Source organism: Roseburia sp. AF15-21, assembly GCF_003479505.1.
Lineage (GTDB): Bacteria > Bacillota > Clostridia > Lachnospirales > Lachnospiraceae > Roseburia_C > Roseburia_C amylophila.
In genome coordinates this window covers 1-21,208 of sequence record NZ_QUHG01000006.1, presented here as the reverse complement: position 1 = coordinate 21,208, position 21,208 = coordinate 1, and the positions used below count along the sequence as shown (strand labels likewise).

The following is a 21,208-nucleotide window of genomic DNA, read 5'->3' as shown; positions in this document are numbered from 1 at the left end:
CGTATTTTGGCATAGTCATTTACATCAGTATGAAAGAGTACACAATCTGAAAAGAAAAAGATTCAATCAAATATGAACTACTAAGAGGACATTTTCTAAAGAAATTTAGAAGATGTCCTCTTTTTTGCGTTATGGAGAAAATACGTCATTTGTTATGAAGTCAAAGTGAAAGGAGCACAGCAATGAATGAATCAAAGAAGAAAGATAGATATGAGGATGCAAAAAAGTTTGTAAGATATTCAGATGGTGCAAAGATGTACAGTATGGGAATGACAAAATTTCAAGAAGTGGCTAAGGATGCCAAGGCTTGTTATAAAATTGGTCAGCTTGTACTTGTTAATACAGAAATATTGGATAAGTATCTTGAAACTTTTCATATTACAGATTCTGAGTTTTATAAGTAGGTGATGTTATGGTAAATACATTGAGTGGTTCAGTTTGTGCCTATAGAAAAGAAACTGTAAAACCAAGATTTATTCGTATTGATGAGGTAATGGCTTTATTAGATGTAACACAAGATGAGGCAATGGATATAGCGTTGGCTGCTGGAGCAAGATATCAGCTTGCAAAGATTATATTAGTACATAAGGAAAGGTTGATGAAATTTATGAAACATTCTGCAAGAGTTCCTAGTTCAAATAAAATTGTGGAAAAGAAGTTTGTGAGAATCGGAGAGGGTTCAATGACTTACAGCATAGGACATCATAGATTTATCGAAATGGCTAGAGCAGCTGGAGCTGTATATAAGATAGGCGAAGCAAAAGGAAATACTATTCTGATTAATCTGGAGGTGTTTGATGAATATATGGAGCAATTCAGAGAACCGCCAACAGAAATGAAACATCCATTGCCAAATGTGAAAGGAGACTGATGAATGAGTTACTCATATAAGTGCTATTCAGATACAAAGGATTTTATGAAAAAATTTGTCAATGCAGAGGAAGGAGCGATTATTTATGGGATAAGTAAATCGAGAATCATAGTAATTGCGAGAGAGGCAGGAGCAGTCTATAAAGTCGGTAATTCAGCATTAATCAATACGGAATTATTTGAAAAATATCTTGAACGATTCAGAGAGCCGGCAAGAGAACTGCCTAAGCATACATGGGACAAATTAAAGGAAATGACAAATACACCAAAAACTGGTGAAAATTCGTAAAAATACACCAGTGGTGTCACTTCCGTAAAATTAAAGTGCATTGTAGAATATCAATTGTCCAAGAGAGATTGGACATAACAATTGAATAATCAGTTACAGATTTGCAAAGTAGTTTGCACTACAGAATTTCTGTAGGTAGTAAAATTACGGGGCATGTACCTGGAGGATGAAAGTCACAGCTATCATATTAGTAGTCTGATGGATCGAAAGATGAAGGGCGAGAAGCTGGATGGAAATCTGGTAAAAGGAATCGGCATGTTGCGTAAGGATAATTAACCACAGAGGGCGAGAAGTTCGTCCTTATCTTCAAAAGGCTAAAAGAAGAGATAGTGCTTCTGATAATTCAGAAGGGCGTCGTGAAACACATTTTGTGGCTCGTCTGTAACTCCCGGAGGTGAGAACACCTCTTTGTACACGGGGCGATATAGGAGTCTAGAAGACTGGCGTGTACCTACATGCTTAGCATTAAGCATAGCCATGTAGACTATATCACTTCCAAATTCAAATTTTGTCTATATGGCAACTAATTTGAAGGAGGATAAAGTGATGATGGGATTTAGCATAGCATTAATAATTATTGTTCTTATCGTATTGTATTCGTTAGCTAGGACGGCAGGAGAGTCGGACAGGACAATGGAACAGATAAGAGAGCAATCACTCCTTGGAAGGGAGGAGAGCTCTGGTGGGAACAGTTGAAAAAAGAGATAAGCATAAGAAACGCAGGTTTGTATCTCCAGAAGAAAAGCTTGAAAGAGAATTAAAAGATTGTATGCATTGTAGATTCTTCTGGGGACATAACAACAGATGTGCCAATGGAACATGTTGTAAACCATCTAAGAAAAAAGAACAGAAACTTCCGACGGAATGTGTCGGATGTCCATATTATCAGGGGAATGGTTATTGTTTTCCTTGTATGCGAAAGCTGATAGGAAAGTAGGTGGTTAAGATGTTCAAGTGGCTGTTTAAGAAGAAAGGATGTGCAAAACATATGAATAACAAGTTAGAAGTAATCGGCATTGATCATGGTTGGTCAATGATGAAAACAATCTCTCAGGTATTTGTCACAGGTGTTAAGGAGATTACAACAACTCCGGCACTTTTCGGCGATGTACTTGAGTATGAAGGAAAGTTCTATAAGGTTGGAACTGTGAGGCAGGAAGTAAAGGATACAAAGGTCGAAGATGACAGCTTTTATCTTCTCACTCTTGCAGCAGTTGCTAAGGAACTTAAAAGAAGAGGTCTTGCAGAGGCAAAGGTATTCCTTGCTGTAGGACTTCCACTTACAAGGTTTGGAGCTGAGAAGAATGACTTTATCAAGTACCTGACAAAGAATAAGCGTGTAAGCTTCAAATATGAGAATGAGCCGTATTATATTGAAATTGATGATGTGGCAATATTTCCTCAGTGTTATGCAGCAGTAGTGGACAAGATACCTACAATGGCAAAGAAAACGCTGATAGTAGATATCGGTAGCTGGACAATCGACATTATGCCGGTAATCAACAAGTCACCGGATGAATCAAAGTGTGTGACGATACCAAAAGGTCTTATTACCTGTATGCGTTCTATCAATGAACAGTGTGTAAGACAGCTTAACGGAGAGGTAGACGAGTCAGAGATACAGAACATCATGCGATATGGCAGGTCAGATATTGATGATGAATACTTTGCCATTATTAAGGCAGAGATAGAGGATTTTGTTGATAAGGTATATAACTCAATCCGTGAGTTTGGGTATAACTTAAAGACTACACCGATTGTATTTGTCGGTGGAGGGGCAGTTGTGATGAAGAATTTTGGCAGTCACGATGCAAAGAACATTTCCTATAACCTTGATGTAAAGGCAAATGCAAGAGGATATGAGCAGCTTGCCACGATGGGACTTAAAAGCACTAGGCGTTTATCATAAGGAGGCAGATGATGGGAAGAAGACTTGAATATGAAGTAAAAACTTCTGTCCGCCTCAACATGAGCAATCCTCAGCATGTGAAAATCAATGATGTGATTCAGAACCTTGATCCAAAGATTTTCAAATCTAAGAATCAGTTCATCATAGATGCGATTCAGTTTTACATTGATAATTATGGAAAAGAAACCTTTGTTATCAAGAAGAAGGAAAAAGAGAGGGCTGAATATATCCGGTCAGAAGATATTGATGACATTAAGGAAGAAGTCATTGAAGCAGCAACCAATGAGGCTAGAAAAGAGGTAATAAAGCTGTTAGGCGGAGTGATATCCGGGATGAATGTTGGTCAGCCGGTAATTATGCAGGCAGCCAATAGTGAAGCACAAGAACTTACAGAAGATGTTATGGACGATGCAGATGTTGCAGGTCTTGCAATGGGATGGATGTCGAAAGGAGACTGATTATTATGAGAAGAGTTATGGGAGCCGTAGGAACAGTGATTTTAGAGATACTCAAGTGGATATTAAGGATAATTCTTGGAGCTTTGAAGCTGGTCTTAGGACTTGCCAGAATAATTCTTCTTCTATTCGCAATGGTGGCAAGGGTATTTCTTTCATTCGTAAGAATGGGCACATTCTGAGAGGAGGTGAGCGAATGCAGGTAAAGGGTTTATTCTTAAATTATAAGAAAAACAGAAGACTTATGCAGTATTTCTTTAAAATAAGAGAGCTGGTATAATGAAAGGAGTTTAAGATGCACAGAATACGGGACAGTCCTATGTGTCCCGTGCATTACAGATAAATAGTTCACTGCAAGGGTGGATGGCACGGAACACAAAGCCCGTCCCTCTTGCGGAGAAGGGATGGGTGATTACTATGAAGAAGATAAGTATTATCTTATTATCCGCAGTACTGGTCTTTTCAATGGCTGCCTGTAATGGTGGTAAGGAAAAGGCTGATAATCAGACAGAGAAACAGACGGAAAGCGTAAAGCCAACTGAAGAAGTAGCAATGGCAACGGAAGCTGTCACAGAGGTCACAACCGAAGCTGGAAGTGATGAGACAGAGAAAGATATTGCCGAGGCTAAAGATTCAGAAGAGAAGACTGATAAAGAAGATAACCGATCCGCAGATAATAAAACTGCTTCAAAGCAGGAAGAAAAGCCAAAGCAGAATGACGAGCCGGAACAGAAAGCTCCTGTAAATGATAATGAGGAAGCTGGCGGAAATCAGAGTAATGCAGGTAATGGTGGTCAGACTACAGACAGTCCGAAAGACAATGTGAGCAACCCACAGCCTGCATCCGTGGCATACAGTCCACAGAATGTTGTGTCACTTGCAACAGCAAAGTGTCAGGCAGGAGGAATGATTACCACACAGCAGAATTTACAGAACCATTTGAATGATGGCAGTATCACGCAGGAAGAGTACAATGAGTATTATCCTTACGATGGTATGGAAGGCTCTTATTATAGTGTGTTTGTAGAGACAGACCTTAACAAAGCAAGTACCATTGATGGACAGCGGTTATCATCTGAGGATGCAATCGCAGAATATATTGCAAGTATGTTACTTTTGGAAACAGATCCGGTATTCTACATCAGTTATGATGGAGTTTACACGACAGGCGGCACAGACTATTACGAGTTTCGATGTCACAGATAAATAAAAACGAATAGAAGCAGAAGGAAGAAAGATGTAAGCCATAAACTTATGTCTTTCTTTTTTTATGCGTAAATTAAGGAGGAAAGAGCACATGAAACAGAAACTAAAGCGTTTTATGGCAGGATTTATGGCTATGCTCACACTGGTTGGAACACTCTTTACGAATGGTACAACAGCATTTGCAGCCAGTCCGCAGGCAAATATTGCGTTCTGGAATGCGTCAGTCAAAAATTCCGGAGAAGTAAGTGAGCTGAAGCCCGGATATAATCATGGCAAGATTCTGTATTCAATTCTTGACGGAAATTCTGCATATTGTATGAATTTCGGATTAAGAGCAGATGGCGGTCAGCTTATGAACAGCTACGATGATGCGAGCACATCAATGTCAGCACAGCAGAGAAAACTTTTAAGTTACTGCCTTTATTATGGGTTTAACAGTACACAAAAGGCGGCACCAAGCAACAGTCAGTGCGATGAGTATATCGCAACTCAGGCAATGGTATGGGTTATTGTAGCAGATATCTTTGGAACCGGAAGTGGTGATTCGGCAGCAAGAAAGCTCTGTAACACAGCACCAAGTCCTGATTCTTCATACAGCTATTATGAGAGACTCAGGGACAATATCAGCAGCTCCTACAATGCAACACTTCCAAGTTTTGCATCACGCAGAACCAGTGAGGCACCAACTTATGAATTAAAGTGGAATGAGGGAAGTCAGAGATTTGAAACAACATTATCTGACAGCAATGGTGTTTTATCGGATTTTGATTTTGGCATCAGCGGATATTCTGTTGATAAGAATGGCAACAGTATTACAATCTCTTCAATGAGCGTGAATACTACAGCTACAACAGGAACATTCACATCCAATGCTGGCAAGATTGAGACAACATCAAGCTGTGTATTCTGGCTTACAGGAAAGAGCGGATATCAGGAGTTTATTTCTGAAAGACCGACAGCAGATCCTATCAAAGCATATATCAAGGTCAAGACAGAGAATATCGGATATGGTGAGCTTACAAAGACAGATGAGTCAAGCGGAGTGAAGCTTTCCGGTGCAGTCTATGGAATCTATTCTGATAGCGGATGCACAAACAGAATACAGATCATGACAACAGATGGAAACGGATATGCAAAGTCAGCTGCACTTGTCGCTGGCACTTATTATGTAAAAGAGATTACCGCACCAAAGGGATATGTCCTTTCCGGTAAAGTTCATACACTTACTGTAAAAGCAGGACAGACAACGGGAATCTCTGCAACAGATAAAGAGCAGCTTGGAGCAATCACAATCTATAAAGAGGGTGAGGTGCTTAGCTCATGGAATGGAAGCAACTTCACTTATGAGAAAAAGAAGCTTTCTGGAGCAACTTTTATGGTAACTGCTGGAGCAGATATCTACAAGGCAGATGGTACAAAGGTGTATAGTGCTGGCGATGTTGTAGCAGAAAGCCTTACAACAGGAACTGACGGACAGGTGGTATTATCTGACCTTCATCTTGGAACTTATGTGGTAACTGAGATTAAGAGCATTGACGGGTATACAATCAATACCACACCTCAGACAGTAGCAGTTGAATATAAGGACCAGACTGTGACAGTACAGTATGAATCAACTACGATTGAGAATACAAGACAGAAAGCGGATGTATCTGTCGTAAAGAAGGACTCTGACACAGAGAACCCTCTTGATGGCGGCAAGTACACACTTTATGCCGGAAATGACATCAAAAACTATGCCGGACAGGTTATTGTTACAAAGGGTACAGCTCTTGAGACAGTAACTACAGGTGAGGACGGAAAGGCAAGCTACAGCGTGGATCTGCCAATCTCTAACGGATATTATGTATCAGAGACACAGGCACCATATGCGTATATCAGAAACAGTAAAGATGTTTACAGCTTCAATTTCAATGTATTACCTGAAACACAGGCAAAGGCATCATTCAGTCATACATTTGTGAATGACAGAACGACAGCAAAGATTCATATCTACAAGGTAGACAAGGAATCAGGCAAGGCAGTTGCCCAGGGAGATGCAAGCCTTGAAGGTGCAGTTTATGGTCTTTATGCAAGAAACGATATCGTGCATCCGGACGGAGCAACAGGAGTCGTATTCAAAGCAGGTGACCTTGTAGCAACACTTACAACAGATAAGAATGGCGAAGCAGAGGTCAATAACCTTTACCTTGGAAACTATTATGTGAAAGAAATCACTCCATCAGAGGGGTATCTCTTAGACGAAGAGGAGCACGATGTAGTATGTGACTATGAGGGAGACCTTGTAGCAGAGGTATCAAGAAGCACAACCTCAGCAGAGCAGGTCATCAAGCAGCCATTCCAGCTTATCAAGGTATCTGACAATGGCGATGATACTGAAGCAGGACTGCTTGCAGGTGCAGAGTTCACAGCATACTTAAAATCTTCTTTATCCGTAAAGGCAGATGGAAGTTATGACTATGACAAGGCAACTCCGGTAGTAATCGGGGAAAACGGAGCAACAACAATCACATCCGATGACAAGGGACATGCAGTTTCCATTGCAATTCCTTATGGAACCTATGTGGTAGTTGAGTCAAAGACACCGCATAACATGAAGACAATCAAGCCATTTGAGGTAAAAATCAGCGAGAATCATCCTGACAAGCCTCAGACATGGAGAGTATTCCTTGACAGGGAGTTTACTGCAAAGCTTCGTGTAATCAAGAAGGATTCCGATACAAAGCAGACAGTGCTTGTGCCAAATGCAGAGTTTAAGATCTTCAATATTGATAAGAACGAATATGTAACCCAGTACACAACTTATCCGTCAAAGGTTAAGCATACTTCATTCTTTACTGATGAGGATGGAGACTTAATCTTACCGGAAGCACTCAAAATCGGAAACTACCGCATTGAAGAGGTAAAAGCACCATTCGGATATGTGGTGAATGATAACTATATCAACATTTCAGTTGATACAGATACAGCATTTGAGACAGATGGAGATACCAATGATGCCATCATCACAGTGGAATATTCCGATGCCCCTGCAGTCGGAGAGCTGACTGTAGAAAAGAAGGGAGAGGTACTTGACGGATTTAAGGGTGGACTTCTTGCAAGCTCATATGAGAAAGAGTTTGTTTATAAGGAAGGCTCACTTGCCGGAGCAAAATTCAAAGTTTATGCTGCCGAGGATATTTACACAGCAGACAACCAGAAGGATGCAGATGGCAACCGTACAAAGTATTACAGCAAGGGCGACCTTGTGGCAACTCTTACAACAGGAAAAGATGGAAAGGCAGTAGCCAAGAATCTTCCTCTTGGTCAGTACAGAGTTGTTGAAGTAACAGCTCCTGACGGATATGTGTTAAATCCAAATGAGCAGAAAGTCACATTCACATATGTGGATGATAAGACACCTGTTATCAAGGAAAGCCTTACTTTCTCAGATGACAGACAGAAGCTTGATATGTCAGTGACCAAGCTTGATGCAGAAGATAATACACCGATTGCAGGTGCAGTATTTGGTCTTTATGCAGATGAGGATATAAGGAATGCTGATGGCAGGGTTATTATCGAGAAAGGTACACTTCTTGAGAAGGCAACATCTGATGAGAATGGAAAGATTGCTTTTGTTAAGGATTATCCATTTGCAAAATATGTTGCAAGGGAGCTTGTAAAGCCTGCCGGATATGTGACAAGTGAGGAAGCAGTAAACTTTGATACAAAATATCAGGGACAGGATGTTAAGACTGCTGTATATAACAGCGAGTATAAGAACACTCCTACAACCTTTGAGTTTACAAAGACAGATATCACAAGCGGTGCAGAGCTTACAGGTGCAACACTTACTGTACTTGATAAGGATGGAAATGTGGTAGACACATGGACATCTGATGCTAAGGAAGCACATGTAATCAAGAGACTTGTAGTTGGAGAGACTTACACTCTTCGTGAGGAATTTGCTCCTTACGGATATCTCAAGGCAGCAGATATCCAGTTTACAGTAGAGGACACGGGCAAAGTGCAGCATGTAGAGATGAAGGATGAAGTTCCTACAGGTTCCATCGTCATCAATAAGGACGGCGAATTTGTAACAGATACTACTCTTATGAAGGGTTACTGGTATGACTTTATCTTCAATTTCTTCAAGGACAGCCTTGCAGGAGTAACTTTTGATGTATATGCAAAAGAGGATATCGTAAGTGCTGACGGACTTAACACTGTATATCACAAGGCAGGAGACAAGGTGGCAACCATCGTGACAAATGATAAGGGTATCGCTAGAATTGATGACCTTCCACTTGGCAAGTATTATCTTGTTGAGACAAAGACCATTGATGGATTTGTATTAGATGAGACACCGATTGAGGCAGATCTTTCCTATATCGATCAGAATACAAAGGTTGTATTTGCAGGAATGGATGTGACAAATGAGCGTCAGAAAGTGCAGATTACTGTAACCAAGACGGATTCAGAGACAAAGAAAGAGCTTGAAGGTGCTGTATTTGGTTTATTTGCGAAAGAAGATATCGTAAATAAGGATGGAAAGGTTATTGTCAAAGCAGATACACAGATTGAGAGAGGTGTTACTGGAAAGGATGGCAAAGTAACATTTACCTCTGACCTTCCACTTGGACAGTATTATGTCAAAGAACTTGAGGCACCAAAGGGCTATGTGAAGTCAGATAAGACATTTGATGTGGATGCTTCATATCAGGGAGATAAGGTAAAGGTTATCGAGTTTGAGGCAGCATTTGAAAATGCACCGATCAAGGTAGAAATTTCAAAGACTGATATCACAGGCAAGAAAGAATTGCCTGGAGCAAAGATTTCAGTTATTGATGCTGATGGAAAGCTTGTTGAGAGCTGGACATCAGAGGCAGGAAAGACGCATATGATTGAGAGACTTCCTGTCGGAAAGTACACACTCAGAGAGGAATCTGCACCATATGGATATAAGGTGGCAAGTGATGTAACCTTTGAAGTAAAGGAGACAGCAGAAATCCAGAAGGTATCCATGAAAGATGAACAGGCAGTCGGTAAGATTGTCATTGAGAAAACTGACAAAGTAACCGGAAAGCCAATCGAGGGTGTTGTATTTGAAGTAAGGGATAAGGACGGAAAGGTGCTTGATACACTCACTACTGACAAGAATGGTCATGCAGAGAGCAAGGAGCTTCCTATCTGTACTTACAATGAGGATGGTTCATTTAAGGAAGATATCCATTATACAGTAGTTGAGACAAAAGCAGCTGATGGATATATCCTTGATGAAACAGCTCACGATGTAACTCTTCGATATGATGACAATGCACCGGAAGTTGTTGTAACAACACTTAAGCTTGTCAATGTACCGACAGAGCCTAAGCTTCCACAGACAGGTGACAATGCAAATCCGCTTCTTTATCTTGGAATCGGTGCACTTGCACTTATTACTGGTGTCGGAGTCGGACTTCGTGGAAGAAAGAAAAAGAATAAACAGTAAAAATTAACCTTGCGGGGAATGTAAGCCAGTAACTTATGTTCCCCGCTTTTTTAGATTAAGGAGGAACCGTAATATGATGAATTACGAGATTTTTAAGGAAGTAGTAAAAGAAAAGTTTATGGATTATATGCCTGAGAAGTTCAAAGGAATGGAGCTTGTGGCAGAACCCGTGGAAAAGGTGAATGTGACTCTTGATGGCATCATCTTAAGAGAAGAAGGCAGGAACATTTCGCCTACGATTTATATCAATGACATGTATAAGAAGTATCAGGACTGTGGGGATCTTGAGGAAACACTTATGGCTGCATGTGACTTTATGGAAAGGGCATATGAGCAGGCTCCGGTTGTTGATGTGGACAGCATTATGAAGGATGCTAACGAGAAGATTGTATTCCAGCTCATCAATACAGAGCAGAATAAAACATTTTTGGAACAGGTGCCTCACAGGGAGTTTCAGGATCTTTCTATTGTGTATAAGGTAATAATCAGTGCCGATAAGGATGCGGTGCAGAGTTCAAAAATTACAAATGAATTTGCGAAAAGACTTGGAATGAGCGAGGAACAGCTCTTTAAGTGTGCAGCGGAAAACACAAGAAGACTCTTCCCACCTGTCGTTCGTAGCATGAATGACATTATGAGAGAAATGTTCGCAAGGGATGGGATGCCACAGGAGATCGCAGAGATGATGATAGCTGAGATTCCACCGGAGCAGACGATGTGGGTGATTTCCAATGAAAAGGGTATCAATGGTGCAGCGTCCATGCTTTATGAGAATGAGCTTCATGAGCTGGCAGAGAGTTTAGAGAGTGACCTTTATATTCTCCCTTCGAGCGTGCATGAGGTTATTGCAGTATCTTCAGATATGGGAAGCCCTGAGATGCTTGCACAGATGGTAGTCGAGGTAAATATGCAGGAGGTGTCTTTGGACGAGAGACTTTCCAATCAGGTATATCACTATGATAAGGATTTAAGAAAACTCACCCTTGCAACTGATACACCAAACAAGAGACTTGATGGTATCGTTGCAGAACCTCCCCTTGTATATGACGCGAAGGAAAAGTCCAGATAGGAGGCAGCTATGGAGCAGGAACTTACAATGGAAGAACTCATTGCTCTCATAAACAGCCAGAAAGGTGACTTTGTTATCCGTGTCGAGTCTGGAGAGGAGGCGGTGTCTGATGCCAAAGAAGAATGACTTCAAGCTTGATGTGGTTTCGGTAAGACTTGTAAAGGATGCTCCGATTTATTTGGAGCACACCTTTAATAATCCGGCGGATATAGCTGCTGTCATGGGAGACTGTATGTGCCAGTTTGACAGGGAAGTAGTGTGTGTGGTCAATCTAAGGTCAGATTTAAAACCTATCAATGTGCATTTTGCAAGTGTTGGCTCTTTAAATGAGGCAATGGCACATCCGAGAGAACTGTTTAAATCAAGTATCTTAAGCAATGCCGCAAGCATGATGTTAATCCATTGTCATCCATCCGGAAATGTATTCCCAAGCAAGGCAGACACGATGATGACAGACCGCATGAACAAGCTGTGTGAACTGATGGGAATACCGCTCATTGACCATATCATAGTCGGTGGAGACAATCGTGAATTTTTCAGTTTCAGGGAAAAAGGCATGATTGATAATCCTAAGATTACCCTGAGCACAGATTACCGGACACTTGATATCAAGTCACCGCTTGTAGCAGAGCAGGGAAAGGCAAGGTGAAAGCATGGATGGAAGATTTACGGATGAAGAGCTTGCCATAGCAAAGAGTGTTGACCTGTGTGCAGTTGCTGAAAGCCTTGGGTATACAGTAAAGAGGATTGGCAAATACCACACTTTAAAGGAGATGGATTCCATCCGTATCTATAACAGAAGCCATTGGTACAGATGGTCAAGGCAATTTGACAAAGGCAACAATGGCGGCTCACAGGTAGATTTCTTGCGGGTGTTTTGTGGAATGAGTGTAAAAGAGGCTGTGTTCTGGCTTTTAGATTTTGCAGGATATAGAAGGATCGAGAATCCTGTAAAGCAGCCACTTGTTCATCAGGTATCGCAGAAGCAGGCAGAGGAGAGAAAGCCATTTGTCCTACCGGAACCGGCGGGAGATAATTCCTATCTTATTTCATATCTGAATCAGGAGAGAGAAATCAGCAGGACTGTCATAGATCTGTTTTTAAAAGATGGACTGATTTATGAGAGCAGGCATTACCACAATGTTGTTTTCAAAGGAAATGATAAAAATGGAGTGACAAGATTTGCAAGTATGCGTGGAGTGTTTGATAAGCAGGGCAAGCCATTCAAGTGTGATGTCACAGGCAATGATAAGAACTATGGATTTAATGTGGTAAATGTTAACAGTACAGAGCTTGTAGTATTTGAGGCTGCAATCGACCTTATGAGTTATGTGGATATCTTCACGGATTATGAATCAAATAAGCTGGCACTTGGGATGCTTGCAGATGCACCACTTGAAACATTTCTTCGGGAACATCCGCAGATAACTTCCATCCGGTTCTGCCTTGATGGAGATGAGCCGGGGAGAAAAGCAGCAGCTGAACTTATGAGAAAGTATTATGAGCTTGGATATGAGGTAGAAGACTGTCCGCCTCCAGCCGGATATAAGGATTACAACGAGTGGCTTGTGGCTGCAAAGCTTAATCTGAACCAGATGAATCAGAGAGCAGATGAACCAGTCAGGGCATGAGAAACCGGATTTTGATGTGTGGGGGCAGAAAGCGCCCCCAAAACAGCAAAGTGGGGGCAGAAAGCGCCCCCAAAATGTCAAAGTGGGGGCGAAAAGCGCCCCCGCAATTCGGACACGACAAAATCCGGATGAAAGTCAGTATAAAAGTGGGGGCAGAAAGCGCCCCCAAAATAACAAAGTGGGGGCAGAAAGCGCCCCCAAAGTAGCAAAGTGGGGGCAAAAAGCGCCCCCACTTCCATAAACAGAGGGTTTTAGGGAGATTTTCTCCCTAACTAGATGGCATTAGGACAGAGATGTCTCTAATGCGTATCTAGCCGTAAACCTAAGAGATTCAGACAGGCGTGTGGGTGGAAGAGATATACAAAACACGGATAAGGGAGGTGCAGGAAAGCAATGGATAAAGAACTTACAATAATCGCAGAACCAGAGGAACTTATTGCCTGGGCAGACACATTTGATATCTTACTAAACCCTTCGATAGAAGATGCTGCAATTCTGCTTAACTATATGGAAGGACATGATTATGCCATTGGCATAGATTCAGATGGGAAGATGTACAGGCAGGATGTAGCTGAGGAGAATGGTGAAATTGAACCATACCCGATAGATGATGTTATAGATATTGTCTGTGAATGGAACTATGAACTGATACTTGATGCGGAAGCACACAGGAGTGATCCAAAGGATTTTAACGACTATAACGAGTATCAGAGCAAGTATGAAAGTCTGAAAGCAGATGAAAAGAGACTGGACAGATTGTTTGATAAAACCTGTTATGGTAAGGAACTTATAGAAGTTGCTACAGAGCTTGCAGACAGGGTTATTGCCCAGCTGGGTAATAAAGAACTGGAAAAAGCTGCTGTAACAGTAGCAGAAGGAGTAAGAGAATACAGTACGGGTAAGAGAGGAAGGTGATTCTATGGCGGATAAAGTTCATTGTATAAGGAAAACACTAAGACTTATGCCACAGGAAGCGAAGGTACTTTCTGATAAGGCAAAGGCAAATGGAATGAATGAAGCCGAATATATCAGGCTTCTAATCAGTCAGAAACCAAATGATTATCCGGAAGTAAGGAAACTTCTTAAAGAGCTTATCAATGAGATAAACCGAATCGGCATTAACATCAATCAGATTGTATTTAACAGCAATGCACAGCTGTATTCCAAGAAAGATAAGGAACAGCTTGTGGCATATATGAAAAAGCTGAATCAGTCTGTCAGCGAGGCGGTGGTAAAGATTGGCAATCAGTAAGATACTTCACATGAAGGACAGCGGGAATTCTTTTCATGCAAGGCATTTGAAACGGGCACTGGATTATGTGATGAATCCTGAGAAAACTCAGAGAGGAAGACTTGTGGGAGCTGTTAACTGTCAGGCAGATATGGCTTTTGAACAGATGATTGATACAAAGAAGCAGTTTGGAAAAACAGACAAGCGACAGGGGTATCACATCATTCTTTCCTTCAAAGAGGATGAGGTGGAACCGGACAGGGCTTTTGAGATAACACAGAAGTTTGTAGCAGAATATCTTGGCGATGCCTATGAAGCGGTATTTGTGGTTCATGATAATACAGACCATGTTCATTCACACATTGTATTTAACAGTGTAAGCTTTGTGGATGGGAAAAAGTATCGCTACGAGAAAGGTGACTGGGCAAAGTATATCCAGCCGATTACCAATAAGCTGTGTCAGGAGTATGGTCTTTCCATTATAGATGTGGAGGATGGCAGCAAAGAGAAACAGCACGAGAATTATAAGGATTGGAGCGAATATCGTGAAGGCAGCTTTGTGTGGGCAGATATGATAAAAAGAGATTTGGATGCCTGCATTTTACAGGCAAATGATTTGAGAGGATTTCTGGAACTGCTGTCGGAAAAAGGATATGAGGTCAAGCAGGGAAAGTATCTGGCAGTCAGACCACAGGGGATGACAAGATTCAGAAGATGTAAGACTCTTGGCGAGAATTATTCACAGGAAGCTATTGTGGAGCGTATTGCTAAGGAAGATTTATCTTTTTACCAGTCACAGAATGAGGAAAAACAGGCAGCGATAGTAAAGTGCTATGTCAAAAGATACCGCAGGGCGAAGATGTCAGGCTTGCAGAAAAGATATTATGCAAAGCTTTACCGGATTGGAAAGCTGAAAAAGAAGCCATATAGTCAGGGATGGAAGTATAAGGATGATATCCGAAAGATGCATAAGCTGCAGGAGCAGTATCTATTTCTGGTAAGGCATAAGATTGAGAGTGCGGAAGAACTTGTATCGGTACTTGATAATCTGATGGATAAGAAAAAAGAAGCATCAAAGGAAAAGAGTAAGACCTATAAGGCTAAGGAAAGATTCAAAGATATTTTTGACAAGGCTGAACAGATCCGGGGGCTTGATGATGCGGAATCGTGTTATCAGAGTGGGGATACCTTCTTTGAAGATGAGCACAATGCATGGGAAAGGCTTAACACTGAGCTTCTGGCACAGGGATACAGTGTGGAAGAGGTCGAGAGTCTTAGAAAAAAATATGAGAGCAAGTATGCACAGGACTGTAAGGCAGAACGGGCGGTATCAAAGGAACTTAATCTTGGAAGATCAATATGGAAGGAACTTACGGTATCAGCTTCGGCAGAAGAGAAGCAGTATGACAAAGAAACGATAAGAGACAGAAAAGAACAGCCGGTACGTTAGGCTGTTTTTTTAGTGGTTAGGAGGCATATATGGAAGAAAAAAGAGAGCCATTAAGTGAAATGGCGATTGAGAGAAAGATACAGATTCTTCGTAATAAGCATATGGACAGTGAGGTTATTGCTCTTGTCAAAAGCGATTATGAATATGGACTGACTGATGATGAAATCGATCTGTATCTTAACAAAAGTTATGACATTGAGCAGATGAAGGTGTTATCAAAATGTCTGCATAAGGGTGTATCAGAAGAGTTGTTAACGCTGCTGAAAGATAGCAGGATGGCAGCACCTAAGATGCAGACAGCATTGGATTACTATGAAAAAGGTGTGCCGATTGATGCAATCAGAGAGGTAGTCCAAAAAGATGATACGGCAGTAAACATGCGCAGGATGTTTGATGTGGTATTAGATAAGCTTAATAAAGCCAAAGAGCAGATGCCACAGGATTTAGAGTATGTGAAAAGTCTTGTAGCTCAGATGGATGAAGTGGTTGCAAAGATCAATCATCAGAATGAAAGGTATGATGCCCTGAATAAGAAGCTTTCTGAAATAGAAACTTCCAAAGATGATGAGGAAGTCAGGGAGCGTCTGGTCAAGGAGAACCAGGATAAGGATGCTCTTATCAACAGTCAGCAGAATGAACTGAATAAGGCAAGCAGTACGATTGCAAGACTCAGGGATGATATTGAGAAAAAGGATAAGGAGATGAAGCGTATGGGAGACAGAATAGAGTCATTGGAAGATAAGATCATAAGTGTTGCCACAGAGAATAAGAAAGAGGCAGAAAGTAAGGCAGAGCCGCAGGAAAGCCAGTCCGTATCACAGGCAGATAAAAAGATGGTTGATACAGTTGCAGTTCCTCAGAATATGCAGGCTGTGGCAAACGGGATTCCGGTCTATTATCAGATTCCGGTAGTTGATGGTACTGGAAATGTGGTGCAGAGACTTCCGATTGAGCGAAGTGTGAGAAAGAGCAGCAACAGCGGAGTGGCAAGTCTTTTTGCAAGACTGTCATTTAAGAAAAAGTCAAGGGCAGATATTGTAAAGCTGGTTGCATCGGGAGACCTTGTTCCGGCGCAGCTTGTGCAGATTAAGAGTGCAATAGAAAAGGGACTTACTGAGTCACAGCTTGTAGAGCTTATAAACAACAACATTTCAGCGGAAAAGATGAAGGAGATCATTGAGATTGCTGTGCTTGAAAACAGCATGGCAGATTAGGAGGAACTTATGAATTTAGCAGTAGTAAATGAAGCAGTAACAGAAATGAATGGTGTGGAGCATCAGTTTACAGAGGAAGAGAAAAACTTTGTTGTCCAGTTCGCATTCAGAAGTGGCAGCAAGGAAGACACGATTTCTCTTATTGAAGCTTTGGCACATTCAGCGGATAAGGCTGAGTCGGACGAGATTATGGTCACATACAGGTCTAAATATGATATGAAGCCTGCATGGGTGGAACAGGTGGAAAACCTGCTTGTGGCACTTGAAATGTATCGTATCGAGGAGGAGAAAGCAATCAATCATCTGGCAGATATTTTGACTGCTTATGGTATTGATGTATCAGCCGAGGAAATCCGTACTACAGAGACAGAAACGCTTAAAACAACAGTCAGAGAGAAAGTGGAGGTGCGATAATGGCAGAAGAGATTCAGGAAGCGGTGCAGATCATCCGTGTAGCTTATGATGGCATTGAGATTGCCATGAAGGTAGGAAGCGGCGGCATTGCTGCCATGCAGAAGGCAATAGATTTCTTAAAAGGGATGCTTGATTATGAAAAGTCACTTGGCAAGACATCCATGAGAAAGCTGATCTTAAAAGGTGGCGATTTACAGGTGTTGCAGTTTAATACCGAAGATATGAAAAAGGTTGAAAAGATGGCAAAGAAGTATGGAATCCTGTATTCGGTACTTCCAGACTGTAACAGGAAAGATGGACTGAGTGAGGTAATCTTTCATACAGAGGCAGTTCCCCGTGTGAATATGATGATACAGAAGCTCAAGTTTGGTAAGATTGCCACATTTGACGATTATCTGAAGAATGGAGATGAAAAATCCCTTGGCAAGCTGATGGATTTTTTGAAGAAACAGCAGGGAAACGAGAAAAGCCACACGATAGAAGGGGATAGGGTTAATACCGCCATTGACGGACTGATCGAAAAGGTCGGAATGTTTGCAATGGAAAAGAAAGCTATCAGTGTGGATCAGGTCAAGGAGAATTTCAGTATCAATGGTGAGCAGGCTGAAAGTGTTATCAAACAGCTTGAGACAATCGGTGTGCTTGGCAGTAAGAAGGAAGATGGTACGCATGCAGTCATGATGGATAAGGATGCATTTATCAACCGTGTCAGAGGATATCAGGACCTTGCAGAGAGAATGAGGGCAGTAGCCGCATCAAAGAATGCCAATCTTTCGGATGTTACAATCAGTAAGAAACTCATTATTGAGGAGAATGACCATGCAGTTAAGACAAGAATCCCCGGAACATGGGGAGACGAAGCAAGATATGTATGGCTTCGTAAAGAAAACATTATGGACATCCATAATGGAAAGACTATGCTCACGTTTCTCGATTCCAATAAGGATTATAAGCTGTATGACAGCCAGAATCGTGTTGTAACAACACAGAAGGGAACAGAGCTTTATACGCATTATGATAAGGTGGAGGCATCTGTCAGGGAGCGTTATGAGAAAGTCCAGAAACAGCAGAAAAAGACCACGCAGCAGAAAACAGTCACTACCAAGAAAGCGAGGTAGTTTTATATGCAGACAACAAAGAAAAAACCATCACTGATATTCATTCTTGTGGGTGCAGTATTAGCGGGGTACCTTGGTTATCTGATAAATGGTGCGTGGTCGGAGGGAGTGGCATTTAATGAATTTATGAACAGATTCAATGAAGTATGTGCTGCTCCCTTTGCAAACTATTACAATACGAATACTATAAAAGCGGTAGCCATTGCATTAGGAATCTATGCGATGGCTATTGTTATGTATTACACCAGCCAGAGAAACTATATGCCCGGCAAGGAGTTTGGTACAGCGAGATTTGAAAATCCAAAGCAGGTTAATAAGATACTGGCGGATAAGGACGAGAATTTCAATCGAATACTAAGCCAGAATGTGAAGATGTCACTTGATTTCAGAAGGCTGAAGCTCAATGGAAATATTCTTATCTGCGGTGGTTCCGGTGCCGGTAAGACATTTTATGAGGTAAAGCCGAATCTGATGCAGATGCCACATAACTGTTCATTTATCTGTACTGATCCAAAAGGTGAGATTCTTAGAAGCTGCGGGCAGATGTTAAAGAATAACGGATACAATGTGAAGGTCATCAATCTGCTTGAGATGGATAAGTCAGACTGTTACAATCCGTTTTCCTATATCAGAGAGGAAACGGACGTGGTAAAGCTGATTACCAATCTTATCAGTAATACCACACCAAAGGGTTCCACTCCAAGTGATCCATTCTGGGAGAAAGCAGAAGGATTATTTTTACAGTCAATCTTTTATTATGTATGGCTTGAAGTACAGCCGGCAAAGAGAAACTTTGAGACAGTACTGAAGCTTCTTGGAGAAGCAGAAGTGACAGAGCAGGGAAAGGCATCGAAACTGGATGTGCGAATGAAGTTCTTAGAGGAGAGTTCTCCACTTGGAGCTAATCATCCGGCAGTAAAACAGTACAACAAGTGTATGAGAGGTGCAGGAGATACAGTACGTTCCATTATTATCAGTGCAAACTCAAGACTTGCATTTCTTGAGAATAAGCAGGTTTTACGACTTCTTTCTAAGGATGAGCTGAATCTATCTGATATAGGTATTGGAGTCAATGGTGATGGAGAGACGAAGACAGCACTCTTTTGTGTAATTCCCGATAGTGACAAGTCCTATAATTTTATTATCGGAATGCTCTATACTCAGATATTCCAGGAATTGTACTATCAGGCGGATTTTAACTGCGGTGGCAGACTCCCGATTCATGTGACATTTATGTTAGATGAATTTGCGAATGTTGCATTGCCAGATGATTTTTGTTCGCTGCTTTCTACAATGCGAAGCAGGGAAATTTCCAGTATTATCATCATACAGAACTTTGCCCAGTTAAAGGCACTTTTCAAGGATACTTGGGAAACCATTCCAGGCAACTGCGATACTTTCATCTATCTTGGAGGCAATGAGCAGAGTACGCACAAGTATGTCTCGGAACTGCTTGGAAAAGGCACGATTGATAAAAAATCAAGCGGAGAGACAAAGGGGAGGCAGGGAAGCTCGTCAAGAAATTATGATGTTTTAGGCAGGGAACTGTTTACACCCGATGAGGTAAGAAAGCTGGATAATAAGAAATGTATTATTTTTATCCGTGGATTTGATCCTATCATGGACAACAAGTTTATTCCATTTAATCATCCGATGTTTAACCAGACAGCAGATGGCAAGGGAGAGCCTTATGTTCACGAGATAAGAGGAGCAAATAATCTTATCGGTCCGCCATTTGAGATTCTTTCAGACAAGGCAGTTAAGTATTATGAAAAACTGAAGGATAAGGGCGAGAATGTGTATATAGATTCTCTAACCTATGAGCAGTTTATGATGCTTGGCGATGCGGAATTAAGCAGAAGATTCTCCATGCAGGATGAAGCAGAGCAGAAAGCAAAGATAGACAGGGAACAGGCAAATGAGCTTGAGTATGTCGATGAATCACAGAAAGCAGATAGTACAGCAACTGCCAGTGGTTCTAGTGGAAACGCTGGTGGTAAGCCTGTAAGGAATCCTGAAAGGGAAAAGCCTAAGTGGGAAGATACTATTACAAACCGAATGCTTCATTGGTCATATACACCTGAGCAGAAAGAGGAGCTAAAGATGGCACTTGCGGCAGGAATTCCTAGAGCAACGATACTGACTTATTTCTATCCAGAGGTAACGGTGGAGAAGATGAGTTCTTATCGAAAGAAGCAGTAAGTTATCGCATAGGCACAGAAGTTGTGGTATACTGTGTCTATGTGAGATTAAAGAAACTTACAAATCGGTAGTTGACAAGGAGTTTTGATAGCGTGAAAAAAATATTTCTTAAAATTGTGATAGGGGTTGTTCTTGTTTGTATTTTATTTGTTTGTTTTCTTTATACGAACAATGAGATCGGCGTGACTTCATCTAAGCTGGAGACAGATATTCGTTCGTCGCAGAAGATTAAGGATGATTGGACGGTCGATGGAAGCGTTTCCAGCACGATGGCTGCATATATTTCTTACCCTCAGGATTTGAGTGACCATTCTTTTTCCGTCTATGTCAACCGCCCTGGTCTTTCCTTTGGATACTTTTTCCGTGGGGGTGGAAAACTTTCGGGGGTTCAAAGAGGAATTGCCGAGTACACTGTAGAAGGATATAATGAGCGAGCATTTATTTCTATGAATCAGCAACAGGTAACACAGCTTGAAATAGATGACGGCAACACAATTCAAGTGCTTGACATTGACAGCAATAAACCTTTTGCGATTGTTTTGCCTATAAATGCGGGAACCATTACATTCTATGATGTGAATGGCAATACTGTGGAATACTGGAACAATTCTCTTTGACAACTTCAAGTTGAACAAAATCGCTGCGCGATGGCCTGCCAAGGCTGTGGCGCAGCTTTCTTT

General features: G+C 41.4%; 22 protein-coding genes. All 22 read left to right on the top strand.

Features of this window, described 5'->3' with window-relative positions:
- Nucleotides 1-182: 182 nt before the first annotated feature.
- Complete coding sequence (locus DWW33_RS09790) at nt 183-404, top strand: DUF6462 family protein (protein ID WP_005340583.1); 222 nt, start codon at nt 183-185, stop codon at nt 402-404.
- An 8-nt stretch (nt 405-412) separates the two neighbouring features.
- Nucleotides 413-871 (top strand): DUF6462 family protein, encoded by a 459-nt coding sequence (locus tag DWW33_RS09785; RefSeq protein ID WP_004611514.1) that lies wholly within the window; start codon nt 413-415, stop codon nt 869-871.
- A gap of 3 nt (nt 872-874) precedes the next feature.
- On the top strand, nt 875-1,159 hold the full coding sequence (locus DWW33_RS09780) for a DUF6462 family protein (protein WP_181983922.1): 285 nt from the start codon (nt 875-877) through the stop codon (nt 1,157-1,159).
- Between the two features lie 153 nt (nt 1,160-1,312).
- Nucleotides 1,313-1,435 carry a hypothetical protein gene (locus tag DWW33_RS16140; RefSeq protein ID WP_004611516.1) on the top strand — a complete coding sequence of 41 codons (123 nt, stop codon included), beginning with the start codon at nt 1,313-1,315 and terminating at the stop codon, nt 1,433-1,435.
- A gap of 270 nt (nt 1,436-1,705) precedes the next feature.
- Nucleotides 1,706-1,855 carry a hypothetical protein gene (locus tag DWW33_RS09775; protein ID WP_227081570.1) on the top strand — a complete coding sequence of 50 codons (150 nt, stop codon included), beginning with the start codon at nt 1,706-1,708 and terminating at the stop codon, nt 1,853-1,855.
- Nucleotides 1,842-2,096: a hypothetical protein gene (locus DWW33_RS09770; protein ID WP_004611518.1), complete on the top strand. Its 255-nt coding sequence runs from the start codon at nt 1,842-1,844 to the stop codon at nt 2,094-2,096. The genes DWW33_RS09775 and DWW33_RS09770 overlap by 14 nt, the downstream gene beginning before the upstream one ends.
- Before the next feature lie 51 nt (nt 2,097-2,147).
- Nucleotides 2,148-3,068 (top strand): ParM/StbA family protein, encoded by a 921-nt coding sequence (locus DWW33_RS09765; protein WP_118629989.1) that lies wholly within the window; start codon nt 2,148-2,150, stop codon nt 3,066-3,068.
- Nucleotides 3,069-3,079: 11 nt separating this feature from the next.
- Nucleotides 3,080-3,526, top strand: a complete 447-nt coding sequence (locus DWW33_RS09760; protein ID WP_226801078.1) for an ATP-binding protein — start codon at nt 3,080-3,082, stop codon at nt 3,524-3,526.
- 5 nt (nt 3,527-3,531) lie between these two features.
- Nucleotides 3,532-3,705 carry a hypothetical protein gene (locus tag DWW33_RS09755; protein ID WP_172622380.1) on the top strand — a complete coding sequence of 58 codons (174 nt, stop codon included), beginning with the start codon at nt 3,532-3,534 and terminating at the stop codon, nt 3,703-3,705.
- A gap of 181 nt (nt 3,706-3,886) precedes the next feature.
- Entirely contained in the window at nt 3,887-4,729 is an 843-nt protein-coding gene (locus DWW33_RS09750; RefSeq protein ID WP_077327774.1) for a hypothetical protein, read from the top strand.
- Nucleotides 4,730-4,820: 91 nt separating this feature from the next.
- Complete coding sequence (locus DWW33_RS09745; protein WP_199650766.1) at nt 4,821-10,199, top strand: SpaA isopeptide-forming pilin-related protein; 5,379 nt, start codon at nt 4,821-4,823, stop codon at nt 10,197-10,199.
- A gap of 73 nt (nt 10,200-10,272) precedes the next feature.
- A complete protein-coding gene (locus tag DWW33_RS09740; RefSeq protein ID WP_117947320.1) occupies nt 10,273-11,268 on the top strand; it encodes a DUF5688 family protein in 996 nt (331 codons plus the stop codon).
- 109 nt (nt 11,269-11,377) lie between these two features.
- A complete protein-coding gene (locus tag DWW33_RS09735) occupies nt 11,378-11,917 on the top strand; it encodes a JAB domain-containing protein (RefSeq protein WP_117947321.1) in 540 nt (179 codons plus the stop codon).
- A gap of 4 nt (nt 11,918-11,921) precedes the next feature.
- A complete protein-coding gene (locus tag DWW33_RS09730; protein ID WP_117947322.1) occupies nt 11,922-12,899 on the top strand; it encodes a DUF3991 and TOPRIM domain-containing protein in 978 nt (325 codons plus the stop codon).
- A 393-nt stretch (nt 12,900-13,292) separates the two neighbouring features.
- The gene (locus DWW33_RS09720) at nt 13,293-13,814 is read left to right on the top strand and encodes a multidrug transporter (RefSeq protein WP_117947323.1); all 522 of its coding nucleotides are present in this window, start codon (nt 13,293-13,295) and stop codon (nt 13,812-13,814) included.
- 4 nt (nt 13,815-13,818) lie between these two features.
- Nucleotides 13,819-14,151, top strand: coding sequence for a plasmid mobilization protein (locus tag DWW33_RS09715; protein ID WP_055262787.1), 333 nt, complete (start codon nt 13,819-13,821; stop codon nt 14,149-14,151).
- A 10-nt stretch (nt 14,152-14,161) separates the two neighbouring features.
- Nucleotides 14,162-15,580, top strand: a complete 1,419-nt coding sequence (locus tag DWW33_RS09710; protein ID WP_117947334.1) for a relaxase/mobilization nuclease domain-containing protein — start codon at nt 14,162-14,164, stop codon at nt 15,578-15,580.
- Nucleotides 15,581-15,609: 29 nt separating this feature from the next.
- Nucleotides 15,610-16,794 carry a hypothetical protein gene (locus DWW33_RS09705; RefSeq protein ID WP_117947324.1) on the top strand — a complete coding sequence of 395 codons (1,185 nt, stop codon included), beginning with the start codon at nt 15,610-15,612 and terminating at the stop codon, nt 16,792-16,794.
- 9 nt (nt 16,795-16,803) lie between these two features.
- On the top strand, nt 16,804-17,208 hold the full coding sequence (locus DWW33_RS09700) for a hypothetical protein (RefSeq protein ID WP_006858865.1): 405 nt from the start codon (nt 16,804-16,806) through the stop codon (nt 17,206-17,208).
- Nucleotides 17,208-18,326: a PcfB family protein gene (locus DWW33_RS09695; protein ID WP_117947325.1), complete on the top strand. Its 1,119-nt coding sequence runs from the start codon at nt 17,208-17,210 to the stop codon at nt 18,324-18,326. The genes DWW33_RS09700 and DWW33_RS09695 overlap by 1 nt, the downstream gene beginning before the upstream one ends.
- 6 nt (nt 18,327-18,332) lie before the next feature.
- The gene (locus tag DWW33_RS09690; RefSeq protein ID WP_117922573.1) at nt 18,333-20,528 is read left to right on the top strand and encodes a VirD4-like conjugal transfer protein, CD1115 family; all 2,196 of its coding nucleotides are present in this window, start codon (nt 18,333-18,335) and stop codon (nt 20,526-20,528) included.
- A gap of 92 nt (nt 20,529-20,620) precedes the next feature.
- Complete coding sequence (locus tag DWW33_RS09685) at nt 20,621-21,145, top strand: hypothetical protein (protein ID WP_006060469.1); 525 nt, start codon at nt 20,621-20,623, stop codon at nt 21,143-21,145.
- Nucleotides 21,146-21,208: the final 63 nt, after the last annotated feature.